Here is a 19,197-nt window from a genome sequence, read left to right as displayed (position 1 = left end):
AAAATACGCATTAGGTTCAGTGTGTCATTCCTCAACTTTTTCCCAATCGAGATTGTTCTCATTCCACTCAAATACGTCAAGGGTACCAAATTTCAGGTTAATCGTTAAACTCCTAGGGGTCGGTGAACTGTCAAAGCGATTGAAGTCGCGGATGACCACATAGGTATGCTGTCCTCCCGAAATCTCTGCGCAGGCAGCGATAAAATCGTCAAGATTCCTAATCGCCCGTCCGTTAATCTCCAGAATGACCACTTTTGAGTTGCCGCTGCGTTCGCGGATGCCAACCCGGGAAAAGCTACTTCCCGCATCAGCATGTGGGAGGTAGACCCCATCAGCCTCAAAGTAAAGCAGATGCCTAAGCTGAGGTGTTATGTCGTGGAAGACAGATCCGGCGAATCGGACGAATCGGCGAACTTTCTTCAACTCCATATCTTCTACCATGACTTCAACTGTCACAGCCTTTCCGTTGCGATAGATATCCAAGATCACACTTTCCCCGGCGTTTTCGTTGAGGATTGCATCAAAAGTATACAGGTCATCACGAATTAGTTTTCCATTTATCCTATAGATGATATCGGAAGCAAGAAGGCCTGCCTCACCTGTCGTTTTGGGAATAATCGATTCAATCTGTATCACTTTCGGCGTTCCCGCCTCAGAGGGGCCTATCTCTGCACGGGAAGCTTCAGGTAATCCAAAATGCTTAATTGCCTCCCCAATCGAGATCAACTCTAAATCCACCCCAATCTCTCCACGTTGGATTGTCCCTCCGCTTTGAATCTGTTTGAGGGTATCAATCACATAATTGACTGGTAATTCAAAGCTAGAGGTATCGGTTCCACGCGCATGGATGGCGATGACCTCGCCTTTCGTGTTCCACACCGGACTGCCGCTTGATCCACCTGTGCGATCAAACGTTGTATGGATGTAGCTGGAATGCCGATCGCCTTTGTTCACATTGAGATTGGCAACCCTGCCGCGCTTGATGGAATACTCCTCTTTCTCATTATTGCCGATTAGAAGCAGCTCGTCCCCGAGCGCAAGATCCCGCCATGAACCGAGTTGCACAGCTTGGAGTTCAAACAACACTTCCTTCGGATCAATCTGATAAAAGCCGAAGTCGTGCGTGGGATCGTAGTAAAGCACCTGTGCTTCTGTAAAGCTACCATCGTAGAAATTGATCTTGACATAAGACGGACTGCTGCCCGTTACATGCCGATTGGTCACGATAATCCCTTGCTCAGCATCAACGATGAAACCGGTGGCGAAACTAGTCCCTTTCGACTCCGTTTCAAACACAACCTCTGAAGAGGTCTCCACATTCACAACCATCGGTTTGAAAGCAGCAATCTGGTCTGTCCAATCGTGTTCTGCGACGCTTTCTGAGACAATGCCCCCGGTTCCCAAAACAACTGCCAGAAACCAGACGACAATCTTTCGTCTAATTTTGGGTTGTTCCAATCTCAAATACATTATTATTCCTCCATATATTAGATATTTGTCGTCCTGTTGGGAATTTGGGGTATTGGTGTTGGACATACTTTGCTTACACATTGCGCTCCTCTGGAGCGCGTGGATTGGTCCCATTACCCTTCTATAGACATATCGCTCCTCTGGAGCGAAAGGAATGAGGGCAACCACAAGGTTTGCCTCTACACACACTTTAGTGCAATATCAATTATCCAAGTTTCTCCCGGACAACATGCGCGCCTTCATTAATTGCATCAAAGAAATTTCGGACTTCGACGCAGTCTCCTACTTCGTAAACCTCGCATCGCAAGTCAGCAGCTTCAATATCCCGCTTGAGTCCGCTTCGTGGCGTATAGCCACGACTGATTATCAGGGTCTCAACGGGATGGAATTCCTCTGTCCCATCGTCCGAGGTCAGCACAGCCCCCGTTTTGTCAACTCGCTTCAACTCACGGCTTGCCAGTATCCTCGCCCCTGACTCCCGAACACCTTTTCTAAGCACAGCCAAGTTTGTGCCGTGTTCTTTCAATTTGATGACATCATCTTCACTACGGCGTGAAACCAGAACAACATCGCGTCCCTGCTGTGCGGCAAACCACGCGACCTCATATCCGACAAGCCCTGCACCAAGCACCATGACCCGCTCACCGACCTCCAGTTCGTCCCAGCGGACTATCGCGTCAATTGCGGTAATTACGTTGTCTCTGTCAATGCCGGGGATATCTGGAATAATTGCCTCGCCGCCTGTTGCAAGGATCACGACATCCGGGTCGTCGGCTCTTAGTGTATCTAACGTCACGGTCGTGCCCGTCCGAACCTCTAAGCCCACCTTCTGAACTTCTGTAATATAATACTGGAGCAGGCGTTTAATATCCCATTTGAAGTCGGGTATCGATGCCGAAATCATCTCTCCACCAATGACATCCCGTTTTTCGTATACGATAACATCATTCCCCATCTCCTTGGCACGCAAACCCGCCTCTAGACCGCCGGGACCCGCTCCGACGACAACCACCTTTTTGGGCAAATCCGTTTTGTTGAACGCGATCAGTTGTTCTCTGCCGACGATGGGATTTGTCGTACACTGCACACCGCCACGATCCATGACCACAAAGGTGTGACAAAAATTACACCGAATACATGGAACAATATTCTCACCTTCATGAGCTTTCTTTGCCCAGTGCGCATCGGCAATCAGCGTGCGACCAAGGGCAACCATATCAGCGCGTCCCTGCGAAATAATCTCTTCTGCATGTACGGGGTCGGTGATTCCGCCCGTGGCGATAACAGGGATTTTAGCGCCATTCTGCTTAACCTCCTCTGCCAGATCAACCAGCGTATTGGGCTTGATATATAGCGGTGGCACAGATGGATGGGTACATTCCACGAATCCTTTGACCTGCATAATCGTCGCAGAAGTAGTCGCTACATGCAGGTAGGCGACACCGAGATTTTCCATATATTCCGCAATCTGCAGATGAAGGTCATCTTTCACATCTTCGTCGTATCGGTCATTCACGCCGCCATGGAGATGTTCATGCGCACTGAACTTAAAACCGACTGGAAAATCCTCACCGCAAACCTGCTTAATCCCTGTGACAATTTCGGTGCCGAACCGCATACGCCGTTCAAAGTCACCGCCGTAGTCATCATCCCGTTGATTTGTGTGGGGCGACATAAATTGTCCACCGAGATATGAATGTGCACAGTGATACTCCACCCCGTCGAAACCGGCTCGTTTCGCCCGCGTTGCTCCCAAGATGAATGCTTCTATTACTCTTTTAATATCATCCACCGTCATTTCGCGCGGCACCTCGGTGTAGAGTTCGCTTTCGATCGCGGAGGGGGCAAACGGCTCAATATAAGATTTTCCACCTAGTACAGCAATCTGCATGAATATCTTGGATCCGGCGTCCTTAACGGCTTCTGCCATGCGCGTAAGCCCTGGCACGAATTTATCATCCCAAACCGCTGTGGTAATCACACGTTGTTCGGGCCAAACGGAAGTGAATTCAGTGATAATCAGGCTCGTTTCGCCCTTTGCTCGCTCAACCAGAAAATCTATATAACGGTCAGTGACGTGCCCTTCTGGATCATGCAGCCCGACATCAAGCGGTGCCAAAACAACGCGATTTTTTAACTCTAGTGAATCAACCTTTATTGGAGAAAAAAGGCGGGGAAACTGCATACCGTATCTCCTGTTGTATAGATGAGCGACTCAAGTAATTACCAATCCTGAACCGAACCGTCCTCCCGTCGCAAATGTGGGGGCTCACCCGGTGTGGGCGGATAGGCAGCTGCGGCTTCTTCGTTCAGGTCAATTCCCAAGCCCGGTGATTCAGGGGCGAGGAGATAGCCATCCTCTGTCCGCAGGTCGTGTTGAATAACTTCGTCCATCCAACCTGACGATGGGGCATACTCTTGCACCGCACAGTTAGGAATCGACATATTCAGATGCAACATCGCTGCGGAACTAACAGGACTTGAGGTGTAATGACACGCTAGTTCTTGATAATGGACTTCCGCCATCGTCGCGATCTTCTTTCCTTCCGTTATTCCGCCGCTGTGACAGATGTCCACCCGAATGTAATCGATTAATTCCTGTTCAATCAGTTCTCGAAACATCCATTTCGTCGGCAGTTGCTCACCGGTGCCAATGGGGACATTTGTATGCTCGCGTAGCGTCGCAAACGAGATCGGATTCTCGGAGCGGATGGGATCTTCGACAAAGAATGGGTGATATTCCTCAATTGCGTTGCACAACTCGATGGCGCGGGTTGGCGTCAAGCGAGTATGCACCTCAAAGATAATCTCAGCTTCGTCCCCGATTGCTTTCCGGAGCGCACTAAAATGCTCAACCCCACGCATAACTGCGAGTTTTTGATTGAAGCCACCCTCAATGGTGTCAATAGGCGAGATTCGTAAGACTTTCCACCCTTCTTCCAACTGTCGCTGTGCTGTTTCAATGAGTTGTTCCGGTGTGCCTCCGCCGGTATGTCGATAGACTAGCACCTTATCCCGCGTGGCACCACCAAGCAATCGGTAGGTCGGCACACCGAGTGCCTTTCCTGCTAGATCCCACAGCGCAATGTCAACCCCGGCGAGCGCAGATTGTAGCACGGGACCACCGCGCCAGAACGTCCCCCGGAAGATGTCCTGCCATATATGCTCTATTCGGGTAGCGTCCTGTCCAATCAGGAGTGGTTTAATATGATTTTCCAACGCCCCGACAACAGCCAACGATCTGCCGCTTAACGAGCCTTCTCCAATACCATATAGTCCTTCGTCAGTCACGATCTTGACATATATGAACTGCCCCACCGGAAATACTTTGAGATCTGCGATTTTCACAGTTTCCTCCCCTGATTAACTTGCTAGGATGTGTTCCCAAATGCGGAAAGATAGTTCCCGATGCCAATGATAGCACGATCCTATATGTCAGTCAAGATGAAAATCAAGCGGTGTAGGTTGCAGTGAACGACGCCGAAAGCTCGCTAGTTCATTAATGAACCAATGCACCTTAGTCACGGAGTAGGTCGAGATTCATATTTCGACATTTTCCTATGCCATGATCATCCCGATGTATCGGGATGACTACGAAAGGCGGTCTATTTTGGAAAATCGACCTACAGGATTCAAAATCATCTCAAGTTGCTTGGAATCCGCGGTAGATTTAAGTCAATAATGATCTATTGTGAATGGATTTTATTTCACATCGAAATGCCGAGCAGTCCGCGCGTAAATTGGAAATCTGTGTTTCCTTTCCCATAAAGTTTGGGTGTGTAGCGGCGCGAGGCGACCTCTAGGATAGTTTCCAACATTTGTGCCGAAAAGCCCTCCGGCGTCCAATTCTCATCAGCGGGTAGGAGGTCCAAATCCGCTTCATAGATTGACCCTGTGGTCTCGTCCGTCGTGGCTTGGATCAACGGAATCATTCGGTGTGCTTGAAGGGGATGCCCAACGACATGCGCGAACATCAAATCAACCCCTGTCGCACCCAATCCTGTTAACGTTTCCACAACATGATCGGTGGGGGTCTCCATGACATGAAATCCGGGTTCAGTGATAGGTTGACCGTAAGACAGGGTGTTTCTCACTTGAGAACGATTGCCAAGCGCGCTCCCAACATAGGCATGTGAAGTCAAGAAGGGCACATTTGCTGGAACGACGACCGTTCCACCTGCACCGGCGATGGTTTGGGTGAGATGCGCTAGACTCTGTGCAACCGTTTCTGTCACTTTACCGCTCGATGTCAATCCGATCCGAAGGTGTTCCAGACCGACCTCGGCGTAATCGGGTCGGGGCATTGATTCCAAGGATCGACTGAACCAATCCTCGACTTTTTGAATCACTGCATCAATGCCGCCATCCAACTGCACACTCGCCCAACCGTATCGTTCAAGTGGGATATCCTGTTCGGTGAGGGCGTGGCGGATGTAGTCGTTGTGGGTTTTTTCACAGCCATGTTCCAAGGGTAACCCGAGGGCAACCACTGGGTGAATCAGATGCCCGATGAGTGTGCGTCTGTAGATATCTTCCGAGTTTCCGCCCGATACGCCACACCCCTCTGTATGCGCCAACGCAACATAGCGCGAAATGCCGTGTTCGCGCCCGAGCCCTTTTTGGTTGAGCCGGTCAGCAATCATCTGGGCAATCTGACCGGAGCAGAGACTTGTCGGCAAGACCAACCCGATCTGATCGCTGCGGTAACCGCTTTCGGTCTGTATAGCACTAAAAGTGTGTTCTGATTGTAGGATATTGAGTTGAATTGGGATCGGTTCACCGGTTGGAGCGTCGGCTGGAAGCACTGCTTCTGGATTGACAGGTCCTGTCTGCTTCCAATTCCGCCATATCGACACCTGCGAATGCCCTGCCTTCTCCCCGACAGACCGCTCCCCAGCAGCAACATTGACGGTGAGATCGAGCATCTGTTGCCCTAATTCCTGCATCGGTACGCCATCTTGGTAAGCACCGGCGTTGACATCCATGTCGTTTTTCAACATTTCGTATCGCGGGGTAGTGGTAACAATTTTGATTGTCGGAACAAACGGAAAGTTCGTAATCGATCCGTTGCCGGTGACAAAGAAGATCATATTTGAACCGGAGGCTACCTGCCCTGCGATACTTTCAAGGTCATTTCCGGGGCTGTCCATGAAGTAGTAGCCCGGCGCACGCATCCGTTCACTATAGTCGATGACGTAATCGAGACAGACTTCCGGATCGCGTTTCATCGCAGCACCGATTGATTTGATTACAATATTGTATAACCCTCGAAAATTGTTTCCCCCGGAGGGATTCGCCTCGGCGGTATGGCCGTGCCAACGCGCCCGCTCCTTAAATCGTTCGATTGTGTCTAAAAACGTGCGAGCAGTCTCAAAATCTCTGGCGTTCTGTAGCACATACGGTTCAGCGCCGATCAATTCGTCGGTTTCTGCGAGATTGGCGGCACCACCGTAACGGATAACTTCCTTTGCAACGTGGGCTGCCAGTGGGTTGCCCGATACGCCGGAGAACGCGTCTGAGCCACCGCATTGAAGTGCAATTTTCACATTGGAGAGAGATTCCTCGGTACGCTGCATTGCGTTTACCGGCCCTAACCACTCTTTGATGATTGCTTCGCCTGCCTCCAAACTGGTATCAAAGCCGCCGTGTATGCTCAGAAAACGGTGTGGCACAGCCTCCAACGGATAGTTGTTTTCATCCATATAGCGCTGCAGCATCTGATTCGTCACTACTTCTGAACCGTAATCAACAGCTAGGATCGCTCCGATGTTGGGATGAACCGTAAAACCTGCAAGTGTCCGAAGCAACATCTCCAGGTTATTGGGTGTTGCGCTCTCCCCGCCCTCGGTGTGCGTTACGGCGACGACTCCGTCAATGTTTTCGTAATTTTCACTAACCTCTTGGAATCGGGCTGCAAGCGCCTTCGCATAGCCGGAAGTCTGGGAGGTGGTTCCCATGATAACAATATAATTTCGTGTTCCGACGCCACGCCCTCCGTCTCGCCGATAGCCGAGGAAAGATCTATCGTGATCATATCGAGGAACTTGTGCTCCCGGCTGGAATGTGTTTTCATCAAGGATGTAGGGGGCAATTTGATCTTTGAAGTTTGGCTGGGAGGGTAGCGCGAAGTCGATATCGCGTATCCCAAGTGCGTCAAGGATCTTCTGGTTACAAGCATAGTCGCCAGGAGACAGGTCAGTAATTGCCACCCCGAAAGGCAACCCCCACGACAACAGTGGTTCCCCCTCGGGAATCGCCTGAATTGCGAACCGGTGCCCCTCTAAAATTGTATGGGATACAGTAAAACGATGAACGTCGTAGTTAATTTCTGCGCCCGCATCTACTCTTCGCGTGGTGATTGCTACGTTATCGCTCGGCGCTGGTAGTCTGCCAACCTCTTGAAAATCGTATTGATTTGCCATAAAACCCTCCTTTGTCACATAATCTCAAACATCTGTATATATAATAACACATCACCCGTTTATACTGACATAAACTTTACAAATTCTCCTTCTATTTTTATATTGACTGAACCCGCTCATGTATGTTAAGATGGGATTTTGTAGAATCATCAATCATTTCAAACACTCAGCACATATTGCCCTATGATTTCATACATTATTGGAGCAGCCTATTTCGTCCTTATCTTTGAAGTGCTGCTAATCATCAACTCATTCCGATATGCACGTCGGGAGAGAAATGCCAAACGGCCAGATTATACCCCAAAAGCGGCTATCATCGCACCGCACTATGGCTGGGACGATCAGACAGCAGAGAATGTAAAGCGGCTGCTCAATCAGGATTATGCAGGCTCATATGAAGTGTTTTTTGTCACGCACGCAAAGGGGGAATCCGGTTACGATGAGTCGTATCCGTACCTGCTTGAGATCGCCGAAGGACAACCCAATGTGCATACACTGCTTGCACCGAACATTGTGGATAACTCCCTCCCGCGTTCACAGAAGGTTCAGAACCTGATAACAGCAATTGAAACCTTTTCAGATGATGTTGAGATCATCGCTTTTGTCGATGCGGATGCGACAATCGAGCGAGATTGGCTAAAGCTGCTCGTCCAACCGCTTCAGGACAACACAGTCGGCGCGACAGTGGGAGCAAGATTTTATTTTCCACATACCTTCAATACGGCATCGCTTGTCGAGGCAGTTTGGATCAATTTTCAGATAGCGTTGCAGGGCGATCATCCATTCGCTATGGTTTGGGGAGGGTCCAACGCAATCCGTCGTGAATCCTTTGAAAAAAGCAAGGTACTACAACGTTGGGACAACGCAACTATTGAAGACCACAATTTGACACATGCGGTGAGATCTCTTAAACGCAAAGTTCATTTTGTGCCGGACTGCATCGCAGTTACCCATACTGAAAAACGGACATGGAAACAGGTCATAGAGTTTACCAATCGACAAATAGTGATGACCTTTCGGATGGGACTAAAGGCGCAGTGGTGGGGCACCTTGTTGGTACTTTTGCCGAAGGCTTTGCTTGTGCTTGGCTCAATTCCGCTTACATTCTATGCCGATAGAAGATTTCTCCTCGTATTGCTTGTTCCATTTATAGAGATCCAAAGCTTTCGCATGTTTTCTCGAAATTTGCCCCGCTGGCTGAAAGATATACCTAAGATACGTGAAACCCTCCGCGCTGCCTCGCTAGTCGTACCGATAGCGATGTTTCTCGCAGGGCTGAATGCGGTGTACGCGCTATTTCAGAGTAAGATTGTATGGGGCGGTGTTCGATACGAAATTCTTTCAGCGACAGAGTCTCGTGTTTTAGGGCGGGCCACAGAAGAAGGGTAAAACCAAGGCGTAGAGCGGAGGAAGGTCGGTTTAAGTATTTAAGAGTTCATAAGTTTATTTAGACTTGGTGTCCTGTAACAGAGAGGAAGGCTATGGCAATTCGAAGTCGTGTTTCACCCCGTTTTTTTGTGAATGAACTTGCAACTGCGATGTCTGATGATTGGGCAACTTCCTACGCACTCATGAAATATCAGATCGCGAAGGAAAGTTTTAATTGGAGGCATCCGTTTGGTGCCACGCATGGCAAGGGCGACGATGTCCAACTAGTGAGCCTACGAATCACGGATATGTGCAACCTACGCTGTCACTCCTGTGGACAGTGGGGAGATAACGGATATCTGCTCGGCGAATCTCTCAAATCGTTGAAGCAACGGGAGGTTCCCGTTGAATACTACAAACGGCTTGTCGATCAGGTTGTTGATGCCGGCTGGTCTCCTGTCTGGTATATCTGGGGCGGTGAGCCGATGCTCTACCCCGGTTTGATTGAATTGCTGCATTACATCAAAGAACGGGATATGGCAATCTCGCTTGTGACAAATGGGACCCATCTCGCCAGACGCGCCGACGACATTCTGGAAACATGCAAAATTCTATATTTGAGCGTTGACGGACCAAATGAGGAAATTCACAACAATCAGCGTCCTGGGGTTTCGGAGAATTACGACAATTTTAAGGACGTAAAGGCAGCCCTTGAAACATTAAGCGAAGAAAAGAAGCGTCGGAATGTTGCATTTCCGTATATCGTCCCGCTCAGTTGCGTTACGATGTACAATATCGACTATGTCGTTGATCTCTACAAATTCACGAACCAGTATGCAGATGCACAGATCTTGTACCTGACGTGGTGGATCGACTCACATTCCGCACAGGCACACACCGAAGATTTTGAGGATCGTTTTGGGTTCAAGCCCCAAACCCACTACGGTTGGATTGGGACGTGGAAAGATTTTGATCACGGTGTTATCCTCGATAAGTTTGAGCAGATGGAAAAACTCTCCAAAGAGACGCGGCGGTGCCCACCGATGATGATGCCAAAACTCAACACACGAGATGAGATCCAGCGATACTACACCGACCACACGGAAGTGTTCGGCTACAATCAGTGTGTCAGCATTTACATGACAATGGAAATTGACAGTAACGGCGACGTTAGCCTCTGCCGTGATTACCATGACTACATCATTGGCAATATTAAAACGGATGCTGTCGAGGATATGTGGAATAACACCGCCGCTCGTAAATTTCGCAATTCTATCAGCACCGACGGTCCTATGCCTGTGTGTCGTCGATGCTGTGGATTGATGGGATTTTGAAACTTAACTAATGTCTCGATGTACTACGATTCAAAGAATTGGGCAACCACAAGGGTTGCCCCTACGATTAATGAGATTCTGAACCTACCCTGTCGGGAGCAACGGGTAAGATTTGTAGTCAAGTGATTTATCGTCCATCCGGACACGCAATGAATCGCGCTCCTACAAACTGAACTGCCCAACTCCTAAGCTCATTATGACGCAGGAATAAGCCCCTTGCTTGTGAGGAGGGCAATGACGCGTTCCGTGCATTCCTCAAGGTTCTGGTTGTCTGTATTCACCGTCAGTTCCGGTTGGCTCGGTGCTTCGTAAGGTGCACTGATTCCCGTGAACTCTTTGATCTCGCCTGCCCGCGCCTTCTCATATAACCCCTTAGTATCTCGTGCTTCGCACACTTCCAACGGGCAATCAACGAATACCTCCACAAATCGGCCTTCGCCAAGTAGGTCACGCGCATTGTCTCGATCTGTGCGGTAGGGCGAAATAAAGGCTGTCATCGCAATAACGCCGGCATCGGCAAACAACTTCGCAACCTCCCCAATACGGCGGATGTTCTCCTCCCGATCTTCCGGCGAGAAGCCCAGGTTCTTGTTTAGACCGTGTCGGATGTTATCGCCATCGAGAACATAGGTGAGATGCCCGCGCTGGTATAATTGACTTTCCACTTCCAAGGCGAGTGTGGATTTGCCGGAGCCTGACAACCCTGTGAACCAGATGACACATCCCTTCTGATTGAGCAGCTGCTCCCTATCTTTCTGGACAACGTTCGCTTCGTGCCACGTAATATTCGTTGCCTTCTGTTCTGCCATACTATTCTCCTATTTTTTTGATTTTGAAGGTGAGGGATCACTAGACAGTGGTAGCCAAAGCGATATTGTTGTTCCCCGTCCAACAATGCTTCTGCCCTGTATATCCCCACCATGTTGTTCAAGAACGCGTTTCGCGTTTGCCAGCCCAAGCCCGGTTCCTTGTGATTTTGTCGTGAAGAAAGGCTCAAAAAGTTGATTTAAATCTTCCGGTGGGATCCCAATTCCTGTGTCTACGACATCAATACGGACCTTGTCTGAATCCTGTAGTGTCACGATTTTCAAAGCACCGCCTTCTGGCATGGCGTCCATAGCATTTAATACGATATTCATAAACGCCTGTTTCAACTTATCCCGATCCAACGAAACCGGTGGAAGGTTGGGCGCAAATTTCTTGATTAGCGAGATTTGATGATGATTTAGGTTAGCCTCCATCAGATCCAAGACCCCCTGTAACACCTGATTCAGATCGTGGAGCGCAGGATTAAGAGAGGCAGGACGGGCGAAATCCATGAACCCTTTGACAATAACATCAATCCGTTCAATTTCCTCAAGGATATATTGCATCGACTGTTTTCGCCTCGCTTCCAAGAGATCTTCCTTTCGCATTAGCATCTGCGCTAGCATCTGCATCGATGAGAGTGGATTCCGGATCTCGTGGGCAAAGGATGCTGCCATCTTGCCCGCTGTGGCGAGGCGTTCAGCACTTATCAGCTCATTTCGTGAATTTCGCAGGTCACGCGTCATTTGATTAAACGCAACAGTGAGGTCGCCAATTTCGTCGTGCATCTTCACCTCGCATTGCTCGTTCAAGTTACCCCCGGCAACCTTCCGCGTGAATTGTACCAAATCCTTGATTGGATTGGTAAGATTCCGCCCAATAAGATGGCTGATAAGCGCAACTAATAAGATGACGACAGCGGCAATCCCGAGCATTAATAAAGTTATGTCCCGTTTTGCATCGGCGATTTTATCTATAGGACGCATCAGGCAATACAACCGATCATACGCCTGCAGGTAATAGATAACTTTATAGTGTTTGCTATTGACTATCACATTTTGTGAAACAAGGTCCAGGTCTGATTCCTTGATGCGTTTACGGATTTCGTTCAACTTCATATCATCAGCGAAATTGGCCCAATCTCCGGAGAGGGTGGTGTAATTTACGGTGTTGTCGCTACTCACGACCGTCACTTCCGCACCGTACGCCTCCTTCACCTTCTCTGGCTGGTGAATAAAGCCGGTGTCTTCAATCGTCTTAAGCCACTCTTGGGTCTCACGGCTAACCTGTTCATCGTATTTTCGATCAAAAAGCGCAATCGTAATGACTGGCACGATGAGAACAACCACCGTGAAGAGCAGAATAAACGGAAGAACAATTTTGTTTTGAATGCTATATCGGCGCATAAGAATTAATGGCAATATACTTGCACTCTAGTTTGCAAACCAAAACTGGATTGGTTATCTCACTATTTTGAACCCCCGATAAATCGGGGCTGATTCATTACTATAGCCGAGATTCAAGCTGGATGTCAAGTTGAAAGCACTAACTATAGCAGTTCAGGAAATGAGAAAAAATTGATACAGTTGGGAACAATTTGATACAGGTTAGTGTGTAATAAAGAGATTGGTATCGGCGGCTGCGTATTTGTATGTACCGCCCGCTTCGCACTACAAAGGAGAATGCAACGTGATTCAACGTAATACTTCATCCATACCTTCAACACATACATCTCTGCCTACTGACGAAAAAGAACTGGTCGAACGATTTCAGGACGGTGAGCATGAAGTTTTTAATGAACTAGTCAACAGATATCATGGAAAGATCTACAACTTGGTTTATAAGTATGTGCATAACTCTGAAACCGCGAAGGATCTTTCTCAAGAGATCTTTATCAAAGCCTACCGCGCCCTGCCCAATTTCAAGCGACAATCGGCATTTTATAGTTGGCTTTACCGGATTGCCATCAATCTGTGTATTGACTTCATTCGCCAACAAAAACGGGGGCAGACTTTGTCGTTTGAGGACTTACCCACAGGCAGTAATGATGAAGTGACGCTTAACGATGTAAACCCATTGCCGCCAGATCAGATAGAAACCAAAGAACTTGGGCAAATCATTGGTCAAGCGGTACAGCAACTCCCTCCCAAACAGCAGCATGTCTTTAATCTGCGATATCACGATGGACTTCAATTGAAGGAGATTGCCGCGCAATTGGATCGCTCTGAAGGCACAATCAAAGCGCATCTCCACCATGCCCATAAACGCCTCCGAACACTTCTGATTCCATACCTGAAAAACGAAAAACTGGAATGGGCACTCAATTCTTAAATCGGATATGGCGAAAGAAAACTTCCCTAAAATGCACCGTTATGATAAAATAAGTCCTACCGAGACAAATGGTGTAAATCGCTGCTGCTGAGACAACTGAACATAAAAATTCGTAAAAGGTATCTCCGGTGAACACCGATTGGATGATACCCGATTTTTTATATGAAAACCCCACAAGAGCTTCTTCAAAATATAGATGAACTCCTCAATACACCGGGTGCCTCGCCTATATCCTCTCCGGTCTCGGTGGCTGACCTGCAAGATGAAACCGCGGACGAATTACTCCCAGCACTCCAAAAGTATTTTGGTTACGCCGACTTTCGGGAGGGACAGCGTGAAGTTGTTGAAAAGATTCTGAAGGGAGAGAATATTCTTGCGGCGTTCCCAACCGGCTATGGCAAATCCCTTTGCTATCAGTTACCAGCGTTGATGCTACCGGGGATAACTGTGGTTGTGTCTCCACTGATCTCTTTGATGAAAGATCAGGTCGATGCGTTGCGTGAGCAAAGGATTTATGCGGTGGCACTGCTCAACAGCAGCCTGAGCTGGGAGGAATACCGTGCGGAATTGGAACGCTTAGAACGTGGGGAAATCAAGCTGCTCTATATCGCTCCAGAGCGTTTTCGGAGTCGTCGGTTTCTGAACCTGCTTAACTCACACCAGATCTCCCTGTTTGTGATTGACGAAGCACACTGTATCTCCCAATGGGGACACGATTTTCGCCCTTCCTACCTTGCACTCCGCGACGCTATCCGTGAATTGCATCCGAGCTCAATTGCCCTGTTCACAGCGACGGCAACCCATGGTGTACGGAAAGACATTCTGGAACACTTAGAGATTCAACCGCCCCAAGTCTTCACTCGTGGTATCGAACGTCTCAACTTGAAATTCAGTGTTTGTGAAGCTTTGATAGAGGCTGAGAAGTATGCACTGCTCGATGAATATTTGCAGCAGCGGGAGGGGAAGGGGATTGTGTACGCCGGACGGCGGCGGGAAACTGAGGAGATTGCGTCGCACTTAAAGAAGCGCGGGCACCGCGCCGATTTTTATCATGCTGGACGCACAGATGTTGAGCGCAAACGGGTGCAAGATCGGTTCTTCGACGATGGACCTGAAGGACTCGATCTGGTTGTTGCTACTAATGCGTTCGGAATGGGAATTGACAAATCCGACATTCGATATATCATTCATTGGACGATGACGGGAACGCTAGAGCAGTACTATCAAGAAGCGGGGCGCGCTGGCCGTGATGGAGAGACCGCACACTGTATCCTGCTTTATTGCCCGGACGATCGAGGGTTGCACGAGTGGTTCGTTAACGAGAGCGCACCCAATAAACCGGATCTTCTCAAACTCCTGAAACTGATCGAAACCTTCCCCTCAGTCGGCAACCTTCGGATGTTTGCGGTGGAAGACCTAGAACTGAGTGATTTCAATGCGGACAAAATCCGAGTCGGGATTAGCTACCTGGAGAAACTCGGTTTCCTGCGGAGATTGTATAACGTCCCTTCAAGACTCTCGGTGAGAACGCGTCTGTTTGAGTCTAGCCTGACCGAGGAAATTATCGACGAATCACAGAAAGTTTTACTACGCCACTTGCGCTCTCAATCGGAATTAAACGTCTTAGATTTTTGTAGAGGATTGAATTTGCGTCCCGACCAGCTCATGGAGCAGCTAATTGACTTGCAGAGTGCAGAGTATCTGAGGTATTGGGGGACGGAAGATTTGGTATTGATAGAGTTACTTGAGGACAGCGATCTCTTCGCCTCGATGTCCGCAGATCAGATGGGATTTGAGGACTATCTTCTTAGTAAAAACCGTCAGATTGATCAGATTGTCTTTTATTCGCTCGCAGAAGGGTGTCGCGGGCGATTAGTACGCGAGTATTTCGGAGAGACCATCGAAGCGGATTACCGTTGCGGAAGCTGTGATCTGTGCGATCCGAATCTGCGCTTGGTCCCCCTGAATAAGGAAAATGATAATGCCAATATCCAATGATTCTATTGAACAGAAACCAAATCTCGTCTTTGTCATCACCGATGACCAAGGCTACGGGGATTTCAGTTGTCATGGGAATCCGATAATCGAAACACCGAATCTGGATGCTATGCATAGCGAGAGCCTTCGTTTGACCAACCTTCATGTCGGTCCTACCTGCGCTCCAACGCGAGCAGGTATAATGACCGGGCGTTACTGTAACTGCACCGGCGTGTGGCATACTATCGGCGGTCGATCGCTTCTCCGCAACGATGAACGCACGATGGCGGATATTTTTCGGGCAAACGGTTACAAAACCGGCATGTTCGGCAAGTGGCACCTAGGGGACAATTATCCCTACAGACCCCACGACCGAGGTTTTGAGGAAGCACTTTATCACGGCGGCGGTGGAATTAGCCAAACACCAGATCATTGGGGAAATGATTACTTCGACGATACTTATGCCCGTAATGGGGTCAAGGAACCGTTTGAGGGGTATTGCACCGATATTTGGTTCAACCAAGCGATGCAGTTTATTGAAAGAAACAGAGAGCGTCCTTTCTTCTGCTATCTGCCAACCAACGCCCCACACGGTCCTTACCGTGTCCCAAACGGCTACAGTGAACCGTATCATGGACGTATCCCCGACGCCAGAGCCAACTTTTACGGTATGATTGTCAATATCGACGAGAATCTGGCGCGGCTCAGGAATCATCTCGGCGAACTTGGGATTGAAGATAACACCATTCTTATTTTTATGACTGACAACGGTTCCGCCGAAGGTTGTACGCTCGACCAGAATCAATTCGTCAGAGAAGGTTTTAATGCAGGAAGGCGCGGGAGGAAAGGTTCGGAATACGAGGGCGGACATCGTGTGCCGCTTTTCATGTATTGGCCCAACGGTGGATTCACAGAAGGTAGGGATATTGACCAACTCACTGCGAATATCGATCTACTTCCAACGTTGATTGACCTCTGCCAGCTAGAGGTTTCGCAGGCTGATTTTGGAGCGGGTAGTTTTCACGGTATGAGTCTCGCACCACTACTCAAGGGCGAAACGGAAACACTACCTGAACGCGTCGTCGTGACCGACTCTCAGCGCGTTGAACACCCTATCAAGTGGAAACAGAGCGCGACCATGACGCAACGTTGGCGTCTGATTAACGGCGTTGAACTTTACGATATAGAGGTCGATCCGGAACAACGCAACGATATTGCCGCTGACCATCCGGAGGTTGTCGCGGAATTGCGGGAACATTACGAAGCGTGGTGGGAACTGGTATCGCCGCGTTTTAGTGAAGATCCGCCGATTGTATTGGGTACGGAGAACGAAAAAAAGCCCGTCTTGACCACCCACGATTGGCACGGTGAACAGCACGCTTGGAGTCAAGGGCATATTCGTCAGGGGCTTGTGTGTAACGGATATTGGGCAATCGAGATCGCTGAGGATGGGGAGTACGCCTTTGAGCTGCGGCGTTGGCCCAAAGAGGAAGATAAGCCGCTTACCGCTGGGCTTCCCGGTGAAATCATCGATTGGTATCATGGTGGGAAAGCCCTCAATCTGAAAACCGCCCATTTACGTGTCGGCGATCAGGAGGCAACACAATCGATTGATCCGGAGGTAGAGGGCGTTACTTTTACTTTTCGCCTTACCGCCGGTGAGATGCAGCTACAGACATTTCTGACTGATGATATGGGGGAGTCAATCGGTGCTTACTACGTTTATGTGACAAAAGTAGCTTAATCGTGTGAAGATCTGTGCTTTTTCGTTTGCGATAAAGGAGTTAAAAATGCCAGCTACAGTGAATCCCGACACGGGCGAAGACGGACTCATCACAGTCGCTAACTTTAGTCATCCGACCGAAGCGGATCCGGTTGTGGCGTGGCTGGAATCAGAGGGTATCGAGTGTTTTGTCACCAATGAGCACACCATCACTATGAATTGGCTTTACTCAAATGCCATTGGTGGTGTTGGGGTGCGGGTAAAGGCAGCAGATGTCGAACGAGCGAACGAACTTCTTCCAGCCGTTTTGAACCCAGATGCAGTTGAGAGTGAACCAACCCCGTCAGATGCCGAGATGGATCAGGGAAGCGATGTTACTAGTGAGATCCGTTGTCCGCAATGTGGTTCAGAAAATGTGTATTATGAGAAGTTCTCGCGCCGTCTGGTATTTGCTTCTTGGGTGATTTTAACCGTCCCCCTTCCATTCCTTAAGAAACAATGGAAGTGTCGGGAATGCGAACACCTGTTTAAGTAGCTCTTCACCGATTTGGCAACCGGACGATTACCCACCAATCCGCTGCTCCAGCTCACGAATTTCGCTTTCACCCTCCAGAATGCCGATTTCCAGATGAAACTCACGGGTTTCGCCGGGCTGGATATATTGCAGATAGCCGTACTTACGATTCCAAGCGCGTCCCAACATACTGACATTGCCGGGTTCGATGCCGGTTACATAGGTGCCTCTGTGGAAGTGTTGCCAATGGGTAACGACCGGCATCTCTCCAATAGGAAATTTCCAGTAAAGGCCAAGTTGTAGATTGTCGTTAATCAACCCTACATGTACGATCCCTTCCTCATCTGCGATGGGCCGGTGTATGTATACATCATCGTGTGCATCCTGCTGCGGTTCACGCGCCACGGCGTAATCTTCAGGACTGACTTCCCTGTCTTCCAACCATTCTGTACTTTTCTCACTATTGATTAGCACGCGGCTACCAGCATCCAAGATTGGAAAGCCGGGGTTTGTATGATAGACAAACATCAACGGTGAACGATCCACACTGAGATTCTCAATACGGTCATAAATCCGCAGACATTTTTCACCTAGTACCGTAGAGATTTCTCGAGTGAGTTCCAGATTCGTTCCGAAGACCACCGCCTCACGCATCTTTCCTCGGACCCGAACCACGTAATCCTCACCCTCCCAACCGCACTCAGCAACAACACCTTTGGCTGGAATAAAGGAGAGACGACCGTGAAGTCCAAGTTCTTCGTTTTCTTCTTCAGGATCTACTTCAGGATGACCGGTGAAGATCATACCACAACTGGTCACCAACCCACCAAAAAAGCCGCGCATCCACCCATAACCCTGAGGTTCGTAAAAGGCAGGTCCCACATCGCCGGTACTTCCACGAAAGCCTAGGGACATACCCTTATAGTGGGCGGAGGCAACATCAAGGGAACGCCCCGGCAGAATCGAAAAACAGAGCCCAGAGGCGTTGAAAACTTCAATCAAATCAGAGCCGCGTTCATTTCCCTCAATCAATTCCGCCCGGCGGGCTCCTGCCAGTTGGGTCATATCGCCGACCAATTCCAATAACTGCTGTTTAGTGTACTGACCTCCGAAAAGTTGTGGCATGTTTATCCTCCTTTAGATGAATTATGCTCATGCAGAATCATTTAACAATTACCAAAAAATCCTTTAGGTCTAAAGCCCAAGCATTTGTGCTTTGGATACAGATTGCTTTAGCACGGTTTTGCGTTG

The 19,197-nt window shown here is 49.0% G+C and carries 13 protein-coding genes; 6 read left to right on the top strand and 7 right to left on the bottom strand.

Annotation, left to right across the window (positions count from 1 at the left end):
* Positions 1 to 24: 24 nt before the first annotated feature.
* The 4 genes from J4G02_00995 to J4G02_00980 form a co-directional block, all read right to left on the bottom strand.
* Positions 25 to 1,470, bottom strand: a complete 1,446-nt coding sequence (locus J4G02_00995) for a trypsin-like peptidase domain-containing protein (protein ID MCE2393172.1) — start codon at positions 1,468 to 1,470, stop codon at positions 25 to 27.
* A gap of 205 nt (positions 1,471 to 1,675) precedes the next feature.
* Positions 1,676 to 3,655 (bottom strand): FAD-dependent oxidoreductase, encoded by a 1,980-nt coding sequence (locus tag J4G02_00990; protein MCE2393171.1) that lies wholly within the window; start codon positions 3,653 to 3,655, stop codon positions 1,676 to 1,678.
* A 38-nt stretch (positions 3,656 to 3,693) separates the two neighbouring features.
* Positions 3,694 to 4,818 (bottom strand): galactonate dehydratase, encoded by a 1,125-nt coding sequence (gene dgoD / locus J4G02_00985; protein MCE2393170.1) that lies wholly within the window; start codon positions 4,816 to 4,818, stop codon positions 3,694 to 3,696.
* A 359-nt stretch (positions 4,819 to 5,177) separates the two neighbouring features.
* A complete protein-coding gene (locus J4G02_00980; GenBank protein MCE2393169.1) occupies positions 5,178 to 7,892 on the bottom strand; it encodes a UxaA family hydrolase in 2,715 nt (904 codons plus the stop codon).
* A 183-nt stretch (positions 7,893 to 8,075) separates the two neighbouring features.
* Between J4G02_00980 and J4G02_00975 the strand changes: the two genes are divergently transcribed.
* Positions 8,076 to 9,281: a glycosyltransferase family 2 protein gene (locus J4G02_00975; protein ID MCE2393168.1), complete on the top strand. Its 1,206-nt coding sequence runs from the start codon at positions 8,076 to 8,078 to the stop codon at positions 9,279 to 9,281.
* A 92-nt stretch (positions 9,282 to 9,373) separates the two neighbouring features.
* The gene (locus tag J4G02_00970; GenBank protein MCE2393167.1) at positions 9,374 to 10,594 is read left to right on the top strand and encodes a radical SAM protein; all 1,221 of its coding nucleotides are present in this window, start codon (positions 9,374 to 9,376) and stop codon (positions 10,592 to 10,594) included.
* A gap of 194 nt (positions 10,595 to 10,788) precedes the next feature.
* On the opposite strand, the gene cysC is transcribed toward J4G02_00970, so the two are convergent.
* Positions 10,789 to 11,403 carry an adenylyl-sulfate kinase gene (gene cysC / locus J4G02_00965; protein ID MCE2393166.1) on the bottom strand — a complete coding sequence of 205 codons (615 nt, stop codon included), beginning with the start codon at positions 11,401 to 11,403 and terminating at the stop codon, positions 10,789 to 10,791.
* A 9-nt stretch (positions 11,404 to 11,412) separates the two neighbouring features.
* On the bottom strand, positions 11,413 to 12,822 hold the full coding sequence (locus J4G02_00960; protein ID MCE2393165.1) for a HAMP domain-containing protein: 1,410 nt from the start codon (positions 12,820 to 12,822) through the stop codon (positions 11,413 to 11,415).
* Between the two features lie 268 nt (positions 12,823 to 13,090).
* On the opposite strand from J4G02_00960, the gene J4G02_00955 reads away from it, so the two are divergent.
* From J4G02_00955 to J4G02_00940, 4 genes are all read left to right on the top strand, one after another.
* Positions 13,091 to 13,732: a sigma-70 family RNA polymerase sigma factor gene (locus J4G02_00955; protein MCE2393164.1), complete on the top strand. Its 642-nt coding sequence runs from the start codon at positions 13,091 to 13,093 to the stop codon at positions 13,730 to 13,732.
* A 162-nt stretch (positions 13,733 to 13,894) separates the two neighbouring features.
* Positions 13,895 to 15,730, top strand: coding sequence for a RecQ family ATP-dependent DNA helicase (locus J4G02_00950; protein MCE2393163.1), 1,836 nt, complete (start codon positions 13,895 to 13,897; stop codon positions 15,728 to 15,730).
* Positions 15,714 to 17,453 (top strand): arylsulfatase, encoded by a 1,740-nt coding sequence (locus J4G02_00945; protein MCE2393162.1) that lies wholly within the window; start codon positions 15,714 to 15,716, stop codon positions 17,451 to 17,453. Before J4G02_00950 ends, J4G02_00945 begins: the two co-directional genes overlap by 17 nt.
* 46 nt (positions 17,454 to 17,499) lie before the next feature.
* Complete coding sequence (locus tag J4G02_00940) at positions 17,500 to 17,967, top strand: DUF2007 domain-containing protein (GenBank protein MCE2393161.1); 468 nt, start codon at positions 17,500 to 17,502, stop codon at positions 17,965 to 17,967.
* A 27-nt stretch (positions 17,968 to 17,994) separates the two neighbouring features.
* On the opposite strand, the gene J4G02_00935 is transcribed toward J4G02_00940, so the two are convergent.
* Positions 17,995 to 19,071, bottom strand: a complete 1,077-nt coding sequence (locus J4G02_00935; GenBank protein ID MCE2393160.1) for an aldose 1-epimerase family protein — start codon at positions 19,069 to 19,071, stop codon at positions 17,995 to 17,997.
* Positions 19,072 to 19,197: the final 126 nt, after the last annotated feature.

The sequence above is a fragment of the Candidatus Poribacteria bacterium genome (assembly GCA_021295755.1).
In the GTDB taxonomy this organism is placed as follows: Bacteria; Poribacteria; WGA-4E; order WGA-4E; family PCPOR2b; genus PCPOR2b.
Note: the sequence above shows the minus strand (reverse complement) of the source record. Positions and strands in the feature narration are given on the sequence as shown.

Bases quoted from the DNA above. Each gene is read 5' to 3' on its own strand.
- J4G02_00995 (MCE2393172.1), bottom strand. From the start codon at position 1,470: ATGTATTTGAGATTGGAACAACCCAAAATTAGACGAAAGATTGTCGTC.
- J4G02_00990 (MCE2393171.1), bottom strand. From the start codon at position 3,655: ATGCAGTTTCCCCGCCTTTTTTCTCCAATAAAGGTTGATTCACTAGAG.
- J4G02_00980 (MCE2393169.1), bottom strand. From the start codon at position 7,892: ATGGCAAATCAATACGATTTTCAAGAGGTTGGCAGACTACCAGCGCCG.
- J4G02_00975 (MCE2393168.1), top strand. From the start codon at position 8,076: ATGATTTCATACATTATTGGAGCAGCCTATTTCGTCCTTATCTTTGAA.
- J4G02_00970 (MCE2393167.1), top strand. From the start codon at position 9,374: ATGGCAATTCGAAGTCGTGTTTCACCCCGTTTTTTTGTGAATGAACTT.
- cysC (MCE2393166.1), bottom strand. From the start codon at position 11,403: ATGGCAGAACAGAAGGCAACGAATATTACGTGGCACGAAGCGAACGTT.
- J4G02_00950 (MCE2393163.1), top strand. From the start codon at position 13,895: ATGAAAACCCCACAAGAGCTTCTTCAAAATATAGATGAACTCCTCAAT.
- J4G02_00945 (MCE2393162.1), top strand. From the start codon at position 15,714: ATGCCAATATCCAATGATTCTATTGAACAGAAACCAAATCTCGTCTTT.
- J4G02_00940 (MCE2393161.1), top strand. From the start codon at position 17,500: ATGCCAGCTACAGTGAATCCCGACACGGGCGAAGACGGACTCATCACA.
- J4G02_00935 (MCE2393160.1), bottom strand. From the start codon at position 19,071: ATGCCACAACTTTTCGGAGGTCAGTACACTAAACAGCAGTTATTGGAA.